Consider the following 14,652-nt stretch of genomic DNA (forward strand, 5'->3'; position numbering starts at 1 on the left):
CGAGCCGCCGCGACGGGGCGGCGCGGGAACGGCTGCGGTACTGTCGGACAACGGTTTTCGTTCGGCTCCCCGATCGCGGGGAGTATGCGAGCATAGTGCCCATGCTCATTGTGGTCACGCGGAGCGGCGGGCTCACCGGTAAGCCGAAGACCGCCGAACTGGACACCGCCGGACGCGACGACGCCGCCGAATGGGAGGACCTCGCCCGGCAGGTGCTCGCCGCCGGGTCGGACACCCCGGCGACGCCGATCCCCGACGGCTACGTGTACCGGATCGCCGTCGACGGGCGAACCGTCGAATGCGCCGATCCGAACCTGACGCCCGAACAGCGCCGGTTGATCACCGGCGTGCTGCAATCGGCGCAGTGACGTCCGATTCGTTCAAGACCTTCCGCGGTCGCGGGCGCTTTACTGAGGCGACCACGAACGGAAGGAGTCTCGTATGCGGATCGGCATCGCCGCCGTCACCCTCGGGGTCGATGATCTGGAACGGTCGGTGCGGTTCTACCGCGACGGCCTGGGCCTGACCACCGAGGGCATCATCGGCACCGAATTCGCCAGGGACGCAACCACTCCCGGCGGCGCGGTGGCCATGTTCACCCTCGCCGACGGGCTCATCCTGTCGCTGTACGGACGCGCGGACCTCGCCCTGGACGCGGGCATCCCCGCCGAACGCGTCGCCGGGTCGCCGATGAGCCTCGGCGTCTTCGTCGACCACCGCGACGACGTCGACCGCACCCTCGAGCGCGCCGAACGGGCGGGCGGGCGGATCGTGCGAGCGCCCCTGGAACGACCGTGGGGCATCTACGCGGGCTACTTCGCCGACCCGGACGACCATCTGTGGGAGGTCGTGCACTTCCTGGGTGGGACGGCGGGTTGACTCACTCCCCCGGCGAGAACAGCTCCTCGCACAGCCGCGCGAACTCCGAGTAGGTGAGCTTGCCGTTGAGGTCGTAGTCCAGCTCGTTCAACAGCTCCCGGATCTGCTCGCCGCTGCGCTTGCCGCCGACCGCCCGCACCATCGCCTCCAGCTCCCCCACCTCGACGGCCCCGCTCCCGTCCTGGTCGAAGACCCGGAACACCGCCTCGAAATCCTGTTGCTCGGCCACGGGTTCACTATCGCAGATCGCGCCCTCACCGCCGATAGCGCGTGGTCCCGGCCGAATCACGGGTATTGCTCACCAGTTTGGCGAAGCATTCATCGGCGACGATGCCGTGGTCGTCGCACCAGCCGTTGGCGGGCGCGGCGTCGGGGAAGGTGACCCCGGCGATGGTGACCCACCAGCCGCGTAGGTCGAAGGTCTGCCATTCGTCGCTCCAGAGCAGCCGGACCTCGGGGTAGCGCAACCGCAGGCGCAGATGCTGATTCAGGATCTCCACGGCGGACCAGGTGACCACGCGGCCGTCCACGTCCGGGGCGACCAGCCCGACCCGCTTGGACGACAGTTGCGGCACCCACCGATCGGCGAGGTCCTGGGCGATCACGGCACGATCGGCGTCGGCCTGCGCGCGCAGGGCGTCCAGCGCGGCGGATTCGGCGTCCCCGGCGGTGGCGGCCGGGGTCCCCGCGCTCGGCGCGTTCCCGGCCGCCGCGTCACGGTATTCGCCTTGTGCGGGACCGTGACTCGTGCCCGCGTCGGCGCATTCGACGAGCACGGTGCGGCCGCCGCCGATCGCCTGCGCGCTCGACCCCGATCGGCCGTCGAGCGAGGTCGGCAGCCGCCAGAAGGCGCCCAGCGGAAACCGGAATTCGTGCTCGACGGAGACGGCGGGGTCCGGGAGGTACAGCGGTGTGCCGGAGAAGTCGAAGACACCCGAGGCGACGGGATGACCGCCGTCGGTGAGGCTGATCCGCAGCGCGTCGGTGGAGACGATATCGCCGTGCGGGCAGCGGGCCCGCAACTCCATGCGGACGACGAGGCCGCTCTGATCGGTGCGATACCCGACCGGCGTCAGCACGGGCGGCTGCCCACATCGGGTAACCGAACGCGTTCCGGCGCTGAGTGTTTCGCCCTCGGTGGGGTAGTTCCACGAGGATGCTGCCGAGTCGCTCATCGGGGTAGTCCGATGGGTAACCCACCAGGTGGCGTCGCCGGACACCACGAGGACACCGACGACTACCAGCACGGGGAACCAAGCCCCGCCGCGCCGTGCGGGTAGGGCCGAATTCGCCTCTCGCGCAGGCAAGCTCAGTTCCGCTTTACGCACAGGCAGAGCCGAATCGGCCCCTTGCGCGGGAAGAGCCGAATCCGCTTCTCGCGCGGGCGGACCCGAATCCGCCTCTCGCGCAGACAGATCCAGGTACATCAGGGTCTGGGCGGCTCGGAACAGGGGGAAGGCTATGGCTGTCGCCAGCAGGAGGTACAGCGGGACGAACACCACGACCGTCGCTGATGGGAGGGTGATGGTGACGAGGCCGATGGGCACGAAGGATATGGCCAGGACGGTTGTCATCAGGATCGCCCACAATATGTGCAGCGCGAGGATGCGGCCGAAGCACTGGCGTACCAGGGCGGCCGAACGGCGCAGGGACGCAACGACTCCCAGGCCCTCTAGGGTCATGACCACCGGGGCCAGACCGAACAGCACCCCGAGGGCGAAGACGGCGATTCCGACGACCGGCAGGACAACCAGATTGCCGCCCGCGAACAGGATCACGGGCAGTGCGAGCCAATCCGGCGCCAGGATCAGGATGTAGAACACGACCATGAGGCGGCACAACGGCAGGAACCTCGGCCGGACCCGCGCGATCACCGCGCCGAGCCCGACGCTCTCCCCTCGGATCGCGTGCTCGGCCGCGACGACGCACACCCCGTTGATCGCCGCGTCCGCGGGAATGCCCACCGCGAACAGCGCCGCCACGAACACGGCCAGCGTCCCGAGCATCGCGGCGACCAGGCCGTTCAGCGAACTCCCGGCCCCCGAGACGGCGAAGCCGATCACGGACGTGCACACCGACCACAGCGCGACCAGCGCCACGACGATCGCCCCGAACGTGAACCCGATCGACACCTTCCAGTTCAGCCGCGTCGCGCCGATCGCGCCGCCGACCAGATCGCCGAACGACATCGGCCGCGAGCCGAACGTGTTGTCCCGCAAGCCCATTGGGTGCCTCCCCAACCGCCGGGCCGCCGCCGCTCATCCGCGGCGATCCCGCGGTTTCGATGCTATCCAGGGTGCGGGCGCGCGTCCGTCGTCCGTTCGGCCGACAGGTGCGCCGGAGCCGTGAGCAGCCGGTCGAGGTGGTCGCGGGACCAGGCGCACAGGCCGTGGACCGTGCGGAGCAGGTCGCGGCCCGGCGCGGTGAGGGTGTAGTCGACGCGCGGGTTGGGGGTGGCGTGGTCGAAACGTGTTATGAGCGCGTGGTTTTCGAGGCGGCGCAGGGTTTGGGTGAGGACCTTGGCGCTGACGCCGGGGAGAGCGCGGTGCAGTTCGCGGAAGCGGTGGTGGCCCGCGGCGATCTGTTCGAGGGTGGCCAGGGCCCACTTCGTGGACAGGACGGTGTGCACGCGGCGGGCGATCGCGTGCGCCGGATGGTCCTCGGCGTTCTCGGGCATGGGCGGTTACCTTCGAGTGCGTACTGTCGGGAGCGGTGCGGTCACCGTAGCGTGCGCGGTGTGCGAATCCTGAAGACCTATGCCCGGTTGTTCGTGGCCGATCTCGACGCGTCGCTGCCGATCTACGAGGAATTGACCGGGGCGGCCGCCGATCTCCGCGTCGATTTCGAGCGCGCCGAACTCGCGGCCGTGGGCGACTTCCTGCTCATCGCGGGCGAACCCGAGCACACCGATCGCTATCGCGGCACCGTGGGCCCGGTGGTGGTCGACGATCTCGATGAGCTGATCGATCGACTCGCCGCCGCGGGGGTCGTCGTGCGCGACGGCCCCCGGGTCAGCCCGACCGGGCGATTCGCCTACCTCCGGCATCCGGACGGGGTCGACATGGAGTACGTCGAATGGTCGCCGGAGGTGCGGGCGCGGGTGCTCGGCGACGACGCCTAACCGACCGCGACCTTGCCGCGGGTGGTCTTGCGGGCCTTGGTCGTCTTGCGGGCCGGTTTCGGATCCGCGGCGGGCGCGGCGGCGAGGACCTCGCGCAGGAACTGACCGGTGTAGCTCTCGCTAACGGCCGCAATGTCTTCCGGGGTGCCCTCGGCCACGACCGTGCCGCCGCCGGAACCGCCCTCGGGGCCCATATCGATCACCCAGTCGGAGGTCTTGATGACGTCCAGGTTGTGTTCGATGACGATGACCGTATTGCCCTTGTCGACCAGACCGTTGATCACGCCGAGCAGTTTGCGGATGTCCTCGAAGTGCAGACCCGTGGTCGGCTCGTCGAGGATGTAGACCGTGCGGCCGGTGGATCGCTTCTGCAGTTCGGCCGCCAGCTTGACGCGCTGGGCCTCGCCGCCCGACAGCGTCGGCGCGCTCTGCCCGAGCCGGACATAACCCAGGCCGACGTCGACGAGGGTCTTGAGGTAGCGGTGGATCGAGGTGACCGGCTCGAAGAACTCGGCCGCCTCCTCGATCGGCATGTCCAGCACCTCGGCGATGGTCTTGCCCTTGTAGTGCACCTCGAGCGTCTCGCGGTTGTAGCGCGCGCCGTGGCAGACCTCGCACGGCACGTACACGTCGGGCAGGAAGTTCATCTCGATCTTCAGCGTGCCGTCGCCCGAACACGCCTCGCAGCGGCCGCCTTTCACGTTGAACGAGAACCGGCCGGGCTGGTAGCCGCGCACCTTCGCCTCGGTGGTCGCCGCGAAGAGGGTGCGGATCTTGTCGAACACGCCGGTGTAGGTGGCCGGATTCGAGCGCGGGGTGCGGCCGATCGGGGACTGGTCCACCTGTACCAGCTTGTCGAGATGGTCGAGGCCGTTGATGCGGGTGTGCCGGCCGGGGACCTGGCGCGCGCCGTTGAGCTTGTTGGCGAGCACCGTCGCGAGGATGTCGTTGACGAGGGTGGACTTGCCCGAGCCCGACACGCCGGTGACGGAGGTGAGCACGCCCAGCGGGAAACTCACGTCGATGCCGCGCAGATTGTGCTCGTTCGCGCCGACGACGGTGAGCTGCTTCTTCTTGTTCACCGGCCGCCGCACCAGCGGCACCTCGATGCGCTCGCGGCCCGAAAGATACGCTCCCGTCAGCGAATTGGGGTCGGCGAGCAGTCCGGGGTACGACCCGCTGTAGACCACTTGGCCGCCGTGCTCACCGGCGAGCGGGCCGATGTCGACCACCCAGTCCGAGGCGTGGATGGTGTCCTCGTCGTGCTCGACGACGATGAGCGTGTTGCCGAGATCCCTCAGGCGCGTGAGGGTTTCGATGAGGCGGCGGTTGTCGCGCTGATGCAGGCCGATGGACGGCTCGTCGAGCACGTACAGCACGCCGACCAGACCCGAACCGATCTGGGTGGCGAGCCGGATGCGTTGCGCCTCACCGCCGGACAGCGTGGCCGCCGCGCGCGAGAGCGTGAGGTACTCGAGGCCGACGTCGAGCAGGAACCCGAGCCGGGCCTGGATCTCCTTGAGCACCTGGCCCGCGATGGCCGCCTCGCGCTCGCCCAGTTCGAGGGAGTTGAGGAACCGGGAGCAGTCGCGGATGGAGAAGTCGCAGACCTCGGCGATGGACTTGCGGCCCCCTTCCGCGTTCAGGGTGACCGCGAGGATCTCCGGGCGCAGGCGGGCGCCGTGGCAGACCGGACACGGGACGTCGCGCATGTAGCCGTCGTAGTGTTCCTTCATCTGCTCGGACTCGGTGTTCTCGAGCCGCCGTTGCAGGAAGGGCATGACGCCCTCGAAGTCGGCGTAGTAGGACCGCTTGCGGCCGTAGCGGTTGGTGTAGGAGACGTGCACCTGATCGGAACTGCCCTCCAGCACGGCCTTTCGCGCCTTGGCGGGCAGCTGGTTCCAGGGGGTGTCCATGGAGAAGCCGATCGCGTCGGCCACGCCTTGGAGGAGGCGGTTGAAGTATTCGGCGGTCTGGCCCCGCGACCACGGCGCGATCGCGCCACCGGCGAGGCTCAGCTCCGGATCGGGCACCACCAGATCCGGGTCGACCTCCTTGCGGATGCCCAGGCCCGCGCAGTCGGGGCAGGCGCCGTAGGGGGAGTTGAACGAGAACGAGCGCGGTTCCAGATCCTCGATGTCGAGGGGGTGCCCGTTGGGGCAGGCCAGCTTCTCGGAGAAGCGGCGTTCGCGGTCGTGGGCGTGCTCGTCGCGGTCGACGAAGTCCAGCACGACGATGCCGTCGGCGAGCCGCAGCGCGGTCTCGATCGAATCGGTCAGGCGCTGTTTGGAACTCGGCTTGACGGCGAGGCGGTCGACCACCACCTCGATGTCGTGCTTCTCCTGCTTCTTCAGCTTGGGCGGGTCGGTGAGCGGATACACCACGCCGTCGACGCGCACGCGTGAGTAGCCCTGGGTGTTGAGCTGGTCGAACAGGTCGACGAATTCGCCCTTGCGCGTGCGCACCACGGGGGCGAGCACCTGGAAGCGGATGCCCTCCTCCATCGCCAGCACCTGGTCCACGATCTGCTGCGGGGTCTGTTTGGCGATCAGCTCGCCGCAGACCGGGCAGTGCGGGGTGCCCGCGCGGGCGTACAGCAGGCGCAGGTAGTCGTAGACCTCGGTGATCGTGCCGACCGTGGACCGCGGGTTGCGGTTGGTCGACTTCTGGTCGATCGACACGGCCGGGGACAGGCCCTCGATGAAGTCCACATCGGGCTTGTCCATCTGGCCGAGGAACTGCCGCGCGTACGCCGACAGCGACTCGACGTACCGGCGCTGCCCCTCGGCGAAGATGGTGTCGAACGCGAGACTCGACTTGCCGGAACCGGACAGCCCGGTGAACACGATGAGGCTGTCGCGGGGCAGGTCGAGATCCACCCCCTTGAGGTTGTGCTCCCGCGCTCCACGCACCGTCAGGCGATCCGCCACAGGCCGTCCCTTCTCACTCGTGTTCGGCATCCAGATTCATCCCGGCCGCCATGCTAGGCACACCCACCGACAAGTTCCGGCGCGCAGGCGCCGACCAGGCGCGAAGCGGGATCTCGGCGGACGCCGACGGATTGCCCGGCCGCACGACAGCGACCGCCCACCCAGAGTACCCACCCAACCCCACCACCCCCAGGCGCACGAACCCAGCCGCACCCTTTATCCGAATCCGCACCCGTTGTAGGGCCCTGTACGGGGTGCGGATTCGAACAAGGGGTGCGGCTGGGTTCGTATACCTGGGTTCGTGGGGCTGGGGACACGCCCGGGGGATGGGCGGGGGTGGAGTGGGCATTCGGCGGGTGTAATGAACGTCGAGCGGTACCCGATGAAGTGCCCGAGCCACGACCGGCTTGATCCATGTCCCGTTGCAGTGACACCGATGATCAGGGGGTACGTGTGGAAGCAGGTGACGAGCGGTACCGATTCCTGGTGGAGCACAGCCCCGACGGGATGATCGTCCACGAACGCGGCGTCATCGTGTACGCGAATCCGGCGATGGCCCGGCTGCTGGGCGCCGACGGGGTGGAGCGGCTCATCGGGCAACCGCTCGCGCGGTTCCTCGATCGCCACGCGGCCCTCATGCTCGATCGCGCTGGCCTGGCCGCCGACACCCCAAACACCGCAACCCAATCGGCCACCACACCAAACACCGCCATGCAGGCAGCCGCCACGCCCGACCACGCCACGCCAGCCGCCGCCACGCCCAACAGCGCTACCCAGCCCGCCACCACGCCCAACGCCGCAACCCGGGCCGCCGCGACACCCGACACCGGTACCCACGCCGCCGCCACACCTGACAGCGCAACCCGGCCCGCCACCGCACCCCGGGCCGCCACGACACCCGACACCGGTACCCAGGCCGCCACACCCGACACCGCAACCCAGGCCCCCACCACACCCACCACACCCAACCTCGTGACCCGGGCCGAGGTCACCCTGCTGTGCTGCGACGGGAGCGCCGTGCCCGTGGAGGCCGTGTCGGTCGCCACGGTGTGGCAGGGGCGCGGGGCGTATCAGGTCGTCGTGCACGATCTCACCGCGCAGCGGCGGGCCGAGGCCGGGCAGCGGCGGGCCGAGCAGCACTACACCACCGTTGTGTCTCAGCTCGAGGAGGGGGTGGTGGTGATCGATCGGGCGGGGCGGATCGAATCGATCAATCCGGCGGCCGCGCGTATCTTCGGGCGTCCCGACGACGATCCGGTGGGCCGGACCATCGACTCGCTCGGGCTGGATCTGCTCGATGCCAACGGGCAGCCGTTGGCGATGTCGCGGCATCCGGTCGCGCGGACGCTGGCCACCGGGGAGACCATCTCGCGGTATGTGTTCGGGATCGATCGGGCCGACGGGCAACGTCGGTGGTTGTCGGGGTCGAGCCGACTGCTCAATCCGGGGGATCCGCACTCGTCGGCGGTGTCGTCGTTCAACGATGTCACCGAATTCCGTGCCAGCAGAAGGCAATTGGAGTATCAGGCCACCCACGATCCGCTCACCGGGCTGGCCAATCGATCGCTGGTGCTGGCGCGGCTCGCGGCGGCGCTGGGGATCAGTGAGGAGCGACCGGTCTCCACGGTGTTGTTCATAGACCTGGACGGGTTCAAGCGAATCAACGACACCCTCGGGCACGCCATCGGCGACACCGTGTTGCAGATCGTCGCGCAGCGCTTGCAGCGCGGGCTGCGGGCCGAGGACGTGGTCGGCCGGATCGGCGGCGACGAGTTCCTGGTGCTGCTGTCGGGCCACACGACGCCCGCCGACCTGGACCGGCTCGTGGCCCGGCTGCGAGCCGCGATGGCCGAGCCGATCATCGCGCGCGGGCATCGCATTCGCGTCGAGGCGTCGATCGGCGTCACCCCGCTGTGCCCCGGCGACGCCCGCAGTCCCGAAGCCGTGCTGCACGATGCGGACGTGGCGATGTACCGTGCGAAACCGAACGGTCATCGTGAGGGCGACGCCCTCGGGCGGAGACCGAACAGCACCCACGCGTCCTGAAAGACCCGCCGATGATTCTCGAACACGCGCTGCTTCCGGTTTCCCCTCATCGCACCGCGGAGTTCGAGGCGGCCTTCGCCGAGGCACGCGCGCTCATCGCCGCGACACCCGGATTCCGCTCGCTCACGCTGTCACGATCGATCGAGAGTCCGGGCACCTATCTGCTGCTGGTGCGATGGGATCGAGTCGAGGATCACACCGCGGGATTTCGCGGCACGCCGCGGTACGAGCGGTGGCGGCGATTACTGCACCACTTCTACGAGCCCTTTCCGGTCGTCGAGCACTTCACCCCGGTTCTCGACACGACACCGCCGAACACCACCGACGCGCACCCCCGCCCCCGGCACCCGACACCGCCGGGCTGACCTCGGGTTACGGCGAGTGCGACGAACCCGAACTAGACTCGACAACTCTGTTTTCTGCTCGCGCGCGGCCCCCATTTCCGGCCGACTGTGGTGACAAGGAGTTCCATTTTGCCCGACCGCCTCACCGAGGACAGACAGGCGAACGACCGCGCGGCGGAAATCGAGCGCGAGCAGGTCCACCTCGCCCGGCTGTACCAGCGGCTCGACGAGATGCGCGCCTACGCGCAGCGCCGACTACGGGAAGTGCTGCTCGAAACCGGCGGCACCCCGCAGGCGCGCAGCGAACGGGAGTCGTTCACCCAGCTCTATTCCGAGGATCTCGCGAAATACGATGCGGCCGAACACGGTTTGTGTTTCGGTCGAATCGATCTGGCCGACACCGAGAACGACGCGCAACGCTATATCGGCCGCCTCGGCATTCTCGACGAGGACCACGATTACGCGACGCTGTTGCTGGATTGGCGTGCCCCGCTGGCGCGTCCGTTCTATCTCGCGACGACCGCCAAACCGGACGGGGTCACCCGGCGACGACACATCCGTTCCCGCAATCGCGAGGTCACCGCGGTCACCGACGAGTACCTCGATCTCGACACCGCCCGGCAGGCCGGGGCCGTGGACTCCGACGAGGGCGGGGTGGGCAGCGAGAGCGCGCTGCTGGCCGCGCTGAACGCCGCCCGCACCGGGCACATGAACGACATCGTCGAGACCATCCAGAGCGAGCAGGACGCCATCATCCGCTCCGAGCACAAGAGCGTGCTCGTGGTGCAGGGCGGTCCGGGCACCGGCAAGACGGCGGTGGCGCTGCATCGCGCGGCGTATCTGCTGTACACCTACCGGCAGCAGCTGGACAAGGCCGGGGTGCTCATCATCGGGCCCAACACCACGTTCCTCGACTACATCGGGCAGGTGCTGCCCTCGCTCGGCGAGACCGGGGTGCTGTTGTCGACCATCGGCAATCTGTATCCGGGAGTGCGTGCGGCACTGGAGGATTCGCTGCGCGCGGGCGAGCTGAAGGGTTCGCTGGACATGCTCGAGGTGCTGAAGAAGGGCGTGCGCGACTGGCAGCAGGTGCCCGGCGAGCCGATCCGGCTGCGCTTCGACGGGTACGACCTCACGCTGGATCGCAAGATCGTCACCAAGGCGCGCGGGCGGGCCCGGTCCTCGCGGCGGCCGCACAATCTGGCGCGGCCCGTGTTCGCGGCCTCGGTGGTCGACGCGCTGACCGAACAGCTGGCCCAGACGATGGGCAAGGATCTCACCGGCGGCCGAAACCTGTTGAGCCAGGCCGATCTCACCGAGATCCGCGACGAGATGCGCGCCGACGCCGAGATCCAGCGCGCGATCGCCGGGCTGTGGCCGATCCTGTCACCGCAGGAGGTGCTCGCCGGGCTGTGGGCCGATCCGAAGCGGCTCGCGCGGGCGGCCGATCAGCTGTCCGAGGAGGATCGCGCGGCGTTGTACCGGCCCGACCACGGCGATTTCAGCGCCGCCGACGCCCCGCTGCTGGACGAGCTGGCCGAGTTGCTGGGCGTCGACGACACCGAGGAGCGCGAGCGGGCCCGGCGGCGCTGGCGCACCCAGCTCGCCGAGGCGCAGGACGCGCTGGACATCCTCACCGGTTCCGCTCCACAGGATCTCGAGGACGAGCTCGATCCGGAGATCCTCATGGCCTACGACCTGATCGACGCGAGTCAGCTGGCCGAGCGCCAGCAGGTGCGTACCCGTCAGACCACCGCCGAACGCGCCGCGGGCGACCGCACCTGGACCTACGGGCACGTCATCGTCGACGAGGCCCAGGAGCTGTCGGAGATGGCGTGGCGAATGGTCATGCGGCGCATACCGAATCGCTGGATGACCGTCGTCGGCGACGTCGCCCAGACCGGCGACCCCGCCGGGGCGTCGTCCTGGCAGCGGATGCTCGAACCGTATGTGGCCAACCGCTGGAAGCTCACCGAGCTGACCGTCAACTACCGCACGCCCGCCGAGATCATGGCCGTCGCCGCCGACGTCCTCGCCGCCATCGACCCCGACGCCACCGTCCCCCGCTCGGTGCGCGAATCCGGTTGCGCGCCCGAGGCTTTCCACGTCTCGGCCACCGACCGCGCCGAGCGGGTCGCGAAGCTGGTGGCCGAGGAGGCCGACCGGCCCGGCATCACGGCCGTACTCGCCCCGCACGCCCTGGTACCCGAATTCGCCGACCTCGCGGGCGATTCCGTGCGCGTGCTGAGCGTGGCGGAGGTCAAGGGTTTGGAATTCGACGCGGTGGTCCTGGTGGAACCGCAGGGGATTCTGGACGAGTCACCTCGGGGGCTCAACGACCTGTATGTCGCGTTGACCCGCGCGACGCAGCGGTTGTCCGTGGTGCACAGCGCGGAGTTGCCGGAGGTGTTGGGGGCGCTGCGGGAGTGAGGAAGCCCTGTGCTCCGGCCCTGGGGGCCGAAGCACAGGGACACAAAGAAGACCCAAGCCCACCCCTGCGCACAACAGACCCAAGCCCACCCCCGCGCACAACAGGCCCGCCCCCGCGCACAAGAGACTCGAGTCCACCCCGCATACGAGAGAAACGACCAGCTCAACCGGCGGGGCGGAACAGCCGAGGCCCGATCGGCGAGGGCAGGGCAAGACGAGGCCCCGAACCTCGGGAGGTTCGGGGCCTGGCGACGGGCCTCAGCGGACGGTGTGGACGATGAGGACGTCGGTGCGGGACTTGCGGGCCACGTCGGAGGGGACGGAGCCGAGGAGGCGGCCGGCGAGGGTGTTGAGGCCGCGGTTGCCGACGACGAGGAGGTCGGCGTCGAGTTCCTTGACGAGGTTGAGCAGGGATTCGACCGGCTCGCCGACGATGGCGCGTTCGACGATGTCGGTGGCGCCCGCGGCGGTCGCGCGGTCGCGGCCGGTGCGCAGGATCTCGTTGGTGGGCGCCGAGCCGCGGACCTGGTAGGCCTCGTCCTTGAGCACATCGGCCGCCGCGGCGACGTCCCGATCATCGGTCGGGTAGTAGGCGCAGGCGATGTAGAGCGTGGCGCCCGCGGCACCCGCGAGTGCCGCGGCCTTCTCGACGGCGACGTACGACGAGTCGGAGCCATCGGTACCGACGACAATGGTCCGATAGGCGGTCATCTGTCCTCCAAACGTCCAAAGGGATCGGATGCCGTCGCGATACGCCCGTACTCCCGGGTAACGCGCGGCAACTGCGCTAGACGATAACCTTTACGGCACCGGAAATATCCCGAATCGCAACACATCACACCGGCGCGTCGAGTAACGCTCGTCACCGCCACCTGCCGGTTTCCGCTCACGAACCGAACGGTCTTGCGCCACTGGGATTTTCGTCACAATCTCTCGCGAGCCGCCGGCCTCGCGCGCGGGAGGGACCGGCGAGTAGTGACGATTCACAATGCTCGCCGGTCCCTCGCGCAAAATGCCTCAGCCGAGATGGAAAAGCGGCCCGGTGATGGTCAACCCCAGATCCCGGGTGTGCGCGAAGAACGCGAACAGCATCAGACACGCACCCGCCAGGGCCACATTCTTGTTGAAATTCACCATCTCCCCCTGCCGCGCCTGCGGATCGGACTCCTTCCAGAACGCGTGCATCAGGAACGCCGTCGGCAGCAGGAACACCAGCAGCAGGAGCGCGCCGAGATCGGCCCAGATCCCCAGCAGCACACTCAACCCGCCGAGCAGCAGCAACACCCCGGTGCCCAACACGGCCAGCCGCGCCGACGGCACACCCTTGCTCGCCGCGTAGCCACCCATGGCCTCGGCCTGGGTGAGGTGGCCGATCGCCGAACTCAGGAACAGCAGGACGAACAGGATCCGCCCGATCAACACCACTACATCCATCGCCAACTCCCGTCGTTGTCGGCAACTCACCTGTCGCCACGGGGAGTACCCGAATTCACGCGGGGCCTATCGAACTCCGCGCGTATTCCAGCGGCGGCATTCCGACCTCGGCGGCGAACTCGCGGGAGAAATGGGCCTGATCGAAGTAGCCGAGGTCCAGCGCGAGCGCGGCCAGATCGCCGGTCCGCCCCTCGGCGAGCAGCTGCGCGCCGTCCTGCAACCGGTAGCGTCGCAGCACCCATTTGGGCCCGGCCCCGACGTATCGGCGGAACAGTCGTTGCAGCGTGCGGACGGGAATGCCGAACCGTTCGGTCACCTGATCGACGCGGGTGAGGTCGCGATCGGCCTCCATCGCCGCGATGACGCGCAGCACCAGCGCATAGGACTCGTCGGCCGGAATGCGCCGCGCCGCGTCGGCGAGGAACCCCTCGACGAGGTCGCGGCGGTCGGTGGCCTCGGTCGCCGACAGCACCTTCTCGGTCAGCCCGACCGCGTCGGGCAGCACGTCGGTCAATTCGACCGCGGTGTCACGGAACGAGCCGACGTCGAGCCCGGTGAAGGCCCCGAACCCGCCGGGCCGGAACTTCACCCCGAACGTCTCCCCCAGCCCGGACAGCTCCCGCGTGTACTTCACCGTGCAGACGCCGTTGACCCAGCCGCCGGAGCGGGAGTGGGTCCGCTCGAAGGTGACGTTGACGCTCGGGAAGGGCAGCACCTCGGCGGTGTAGTCCGGACGCCCGCGCAGATCCCACGCGACGAACCAGTACCACTCCACGAACCGCGCGGTCTCCTCTCCGGCGGGCAACCGGCCGAGACTGCGGTGCCGCTCCTGTTCGCGCGGCCGCAGAATGCCCTTGGCCACCTCGGGCGGCGGCACCGGAACCCGTTCCGGCGCAACGGCTTTCGCGGAATCCTCCCCCGGGGTCACGACGAATTCCCGGCGTGTCGCGTTCTTACAAGATCCGCGCGGCCCGGCCGGGCAGAGTGAGAGCCATGACGAACACAGTGAATCCGATTCCCGAGGGCTACCACTCCATCACCTGCTTCCTCGCCACCTCGGACGCCAACAAGGCGATCGAGTTCTACCGGGCCGTCTTCGGCGCCGAGGTGCTCAGCCGCAACGATCTGCCCGACGGACAGGCCGCGCACGCCGAACTGAAGATCGGCGATTCGACCATCCAGGTCGGCATGCCCGTCCCCGAGCACGGCCTGCGCGCCCCCGCCCACGACTGGGTGCACACCAGCATCGTGCACTACTGCCCCGACGTGGACGCGGTGACCAAGCTGGCCCGCGAACACGGCGCCCGCCACGTCGACGATCCGGCCACCTTCGTCACCGGCGACCGCTACGGCGCGGTCATGGATCCGTTCGGGCACCGCTGGGTGGTGATGACCCGCGTCGAGGACGTGCCGCGCGACGAGGCCGAGCGGCGCGTGAACGAGTGGATGGCCCAACAGGGCTGAGCCG

Annotated in this window: 14 protein-coding genes; 7 read left to right on the forward strand and 7 right to left on the reverse strand. The window is 69.0% G+C overall.

The genetic code is table 11. From position 1 onward, the window contains the following. Positions 1-101: 101 nt before the first annotated feature. Together ACWDSJ_RS17800 and ACWDSJ_RS17805 are read left to right on the forward strand one after the other, a co-directional pair. Positions 102-368 carry a protealysin inhibitor emfourin gene (locus tag ACWDSJ_RS17800; protein WP_450033177.1) on the forward strand — a complete coding sequence of 89 codons (267 nt, stop codon included), beginning with the start codon at positions 102-104 and terminating at the stop codon, positions 366-368. Between the two features lie 73 nt (positions 369-441). Beyond that, the gene (locus ACWDSJ_RS17805) at positions 442-879 is read left to right on the forward strand and encodes a VOC family protein (RefSeq protein ID WP_450033178.1); all 438 of its coding nucleotides are present in this window, start codon (positions 442-444) and stop codon (positions 877-879) included. 1 nt (position 880) lies between these two features. On the opposite strand, the gene ACWDSJ_RS17810 is transcribed toward ACWDSJ_RS17805, so the two are convergent. From ACWDSJ_RS17810 to ACWDSJ_RS17820, 3 genes are all read right to left on the reverse strand, one after another. Further along, positions 881-1,108: an EF-hand domain-containing protein gene (locus tag ACWDSJ_RS17810; RefSeq protein WP_450033179.1), complete on the reverse strand. Its 228-nt coding sequence runs from the start codon at positions 1,106-1,108 to the stop codon at positions 881-883. A gap of 25 nt (positions 1,109-1,133) precedes the next feature. Continuing rightward, positions 1,134-3,104, reverse strand: coding sequence for a hypothetical protein (locus ACWDSJ_RS17815; RefSeq protein ID WP_450033180.1), 1,971 nt, complete (start codon positions 3,102-3,104; stop codon positions 1,134-1,136). Between the two features lie 62 nt (positions 3,105-3,166). Next, on the reverse strand, positions 3,167-3,556 hold the full coding sequence (locus tag ACWDSJ_RS17820) for a winged helix-turn-helix transcriptional regulator (protein WP_450033181.1): 390 nt from the start codon (positions 3,554-3,556) through the stop codon (positions 3,167-3,169). 60 nt (positions 3,557-3,616) lie between these two features. On the opposite strand from ACWDSJ_RS17820, the gene ACWDSJ_RS17825 reads away from it, so the two are divergent. Continuing rightward, entirely contained in the window at positions 3,617-4,000 is a 384-nt protein-coding gene (locus ACWDSJ_RS17825; RefSeq protein WP_450033182.1) for a VOC family protein, read from the forward strand. Here the strand turns inward: ACWDSJ_RS17825 and uvrA are convergent. Continuing rightward, on the reverse strand, positions 3,997-6,930 hold the full coding sequence (uvrA, locus tag ACWDSJ_RS17830) for an excinuclease ABC subunit UvrA (protein ID WP_450033183.1): 2,934 nt from the start codon (positions 6,928-6,930) through the stop codon (positions 3,997-3,999). The genes ACWDSJ_RS17825 and uvrA overlap by 4 nt on opposite strands. 453 nt (positions 6,931-7,383) lie before the next feature. On the opposite strand from uvrA, the gene ACWDSJ_RS17835 reads away from it, so the two are divergent. The 3 genes from ACWDSJ_RS17835 (at position 7,384) to ACWDSJ_RS17845 (ending at position 11,750) form a co-directional block, all read left to right on the forward strand. Continuing rightward, positions 7,384-8,976 carry a diguanylate cyclase domain-containing protein gene (locus ACWDSJ_RS17835; protein ID WP_450033184.1) on the forward strand — a complete coding sequence of 531 codons (1,593 nt, stop codon included), beginning with the start codon at positions 7,384-7,386 and terminating at the stop codon, positions 8,974-8,976. Positions 8,977-8,987: 11 nt separating this feature from the next. Continuing rightward, positions 8,988-9,341 (forward strand): antibiotic biosynthesis monooxygenase family protein, encoded by a 354-nt coding sequence (locus ACWDSJ_RS17840; RefSeq protein ID WP_450033185.1) that lies wholly within the window; start codon positions 8,988-8,990, stop codon positions 9,339-9,341. Between the two features lie 108 nt (positions 9,342-9,449). Next, positions 9,450-11,750, forward strand: coding sequence for a HelD family protein (locus ACWDSJ_RS17845; protein WP_450033186.1), 2,301 nt, complete (start codon positions 9,450-9,452; stop codon positions 11,748-11,750). A 258-nt stretch (positions 11,751-12,008) separates the two neighbouring features. Here ACWDSJ_RS17845 and ACWDSJ_RS17850 read toward each other — a convergent pair whose 3' ends face one another. The 3 genes from ACWDSJ_RS17850 to ACWDSJ_RS17860 all read right to left on the reverse strand — a co-directional run bounded on the left by ACWDSJ_RS17850 (position 12,009) and on the right by ACWDSJ_RS17860 (position 14,112). Beyond that, positions 12,009-12,461, reverse strand: coding sequence for a universal stress protein (locus ACWDSJ_RS17850; protein WP_387361938.1), 453 nt, complete (start codon positions 12,459-12,461; stop codon positions 12,009-12,011). A gap of 306 nt (positions 12,462-12,767) precedes the next feature. Then, the gene (locus tag ACWDSJ_RS17855; protein WP_450033187.1) at positions 12,768-13,184 is read right to left on the reverse strand and encodes a DoxX family membrane protein; all 417 of its coding nucleotides are present in this window, start codon (positions 13,182-13,184) and stop codon (positions 12,768-12,770) included. 55 nt (positions 13,185-13,239) lie between these two features. Next, entirely contained in the window at positions 13,240-14,112 is an 873-nt protein-coding gene (locus ACWDSJ_RS17860; protein WP_450033188.1) for a helix-turn-helix domain-containing protein, read from the reverse strand. A 65-nt stretch (positions 14,113-14,177) separates the two neighbouring features. On the opposite strand from ACWDSJ_RS17860, the gene ACWDSJ_RS17865 reads away from it, so the two are divergent. Then, positions 14,178-14,648, forward strand: coding sequence for a VOC family protein (locus tag ACWDSJ_RS17865; RefSeq protein ID WP_450033189.1), 471 nt, complete (start codon positions 14,178-14,180; stop codon positions 14,646-14,648). Positions 14,649-14,652: the final 4 nt, after the last annotated feature.

The sequence above is a fragment of the Nocardia sp. NPDC003482 genome (assembly GCF_053588115.1).